This window comes from Bacillus sp. JJ1127 (assembly GCF_036965845.1).
Classification (GTDB): domain Bacteria; phylum Bacillota; class Bacilli; order Bacillales; family Bacillaceae_G; genus Bacillus_A.
Window position 1 is genome coordinate 1 of the sequence record NZ_JBALQK010000424.1, and the last position, 1,600, is coordinate 1,600.

At 29.6% G+C, this 1,600-nt stretch carries 2 protein-coding genes; both read right to left on the bottom strand.

Annotated features, from left to right (window positions below; all coding sequences use genetic code 11):
• Positions 1-183: 183 nt before the first annotated feature.
• Positions 184-435, bottom strand: coding sequence for a hypothetical protein (locus tag V7183_RS25465; protein WP_335361277.1), 252 nt, complete (start codon positions 433-435; stop codon positions 184-186).
• Between the two features lie 188 nt (positions 436-623).
• Complete coding sequence (locus tag V7183_RS25470) at positions 624-1,475, bottom strand: metallophosphoesterase (protein WP_335361278.1); 852 nt, start codon at positions 1,473-1,475, stop codon at positions 624-626.
• Positions 1,476-1,600 lie beyond the last annotated feature (125 nt).

Here is a 1,600-nt window from a genome sequence, read left to right on the forward strand (position 1 = left end):
ATATAAATGAGTGAGTACTCACTTTTATTTTACTCTTGAAGCATTATATGTCAAATTTTATTTATAAGTATTTCTAACCTTTTTAAAAACAAATACATTTTCGATAAAACAATGAAACAGAGTCGACGATAGAATACATTTCTCATTGCCGACTCTGCTTCATTTTACAACATTATTTATAAGCTATGTCTCTAGTTTTAAATACTTTTTAATCCTAGCAAGATCAAAAGAATACTCGATTACTAATTGCTGGATAGGCAAAATAACTGTTTCAGGATACAAATGTGCATGTTTTAATGTTTCTGTATATGTTTCTAACCTTTTTTCTAAATACTTTACAATTTGCTCAGGATGATTCACCAATAAACATTGACTATAATAATGAATTTGTTCTTCAATTGCTGTGTATTCCTCAATTTCAAATTCTTTATGCATGCCTACACTCCTTTATAAAAAGTTTTTTATATGCACAAGCCATAAATATTCTAAACTTAACAAAAACTGAGTATTTTAATTATTTATACTATAACAAAGAAAGGTCGTCAAAATTTGTTAGTTTATGTAGCGTAGAACAAATTTAACAAAATTGTAATGGATACTTGTACTAAAAAAGTCGTACAGGTTTAATTCAGCTGTACGACTACAATTTCTGGTCTATTAAAAACCCTTTGCGGAATGACACTATTTCCCAGTCCCCTACTTACTATCATGGAAGTATTTTGTTCCTCATACAAACCTGCAGTATATTTAGGCAATACCCCTTGATTAGGTGCAACTAATCCTCCTATGAAAGGTAACCTTACTTGCCCTCCATGAGCATGTCCTGATAAAACTAAATCGATCTGTTGCTCGGCATATACTTGTAGAAGTTCAGGTCTATGAGAAAGCAACAATTTATATCCGTCCGAACCTATCGTATTTTTCGCTTTAACAACTTCATTTTTCACTGTGGTTATCTCTTTATTTTCATCGTTATTTTTCACGGTAAATGCTGGATCATCTATGCCGAGAAGATAAATTTCCTGTCCATCTTTTTGAATACGTACATGTTCATTTCTTAAAACTATAACATTATGTCTTTTCAGCTCTTTTTCTAAGCCATCATACCGCCCTGACCATGATTCATGATTTCCTGTAACAAAATAAACAGGATAGTGTTTTACAAGTTCTTTCATTACCTTTAAACTTGCTGCTGCATCATATCGTTTACTATCAATTAAATCCCCTGTAATGACAATAATCTCAGGGTTCAAACTTTTTACTTTCTCAATTAAAACTTCTTGGTTTTCTCCAAATTTTTTACTATGTAAATCCGACAATTGTACAATTTTAAATCCCTTGAAATTAGAAGGTATCTTACTAGATGTTATTGATATTTTACTTACACTTAATAAATTATTCTGTACATATGAAAATGTACTGACTCCCATTACTAATGCGCTTATAATGAGTAACTTTTTATATCTTTTTTTCATATCTTCTCCCATCTATCAATTCTTTTTAATTATATCGTTACTATTTTATCAAATGGTTTATTTTCACAAAACAGTTACTACTATATTTTTATAATGTTTTATATAATTTCAATACAGTATATGAA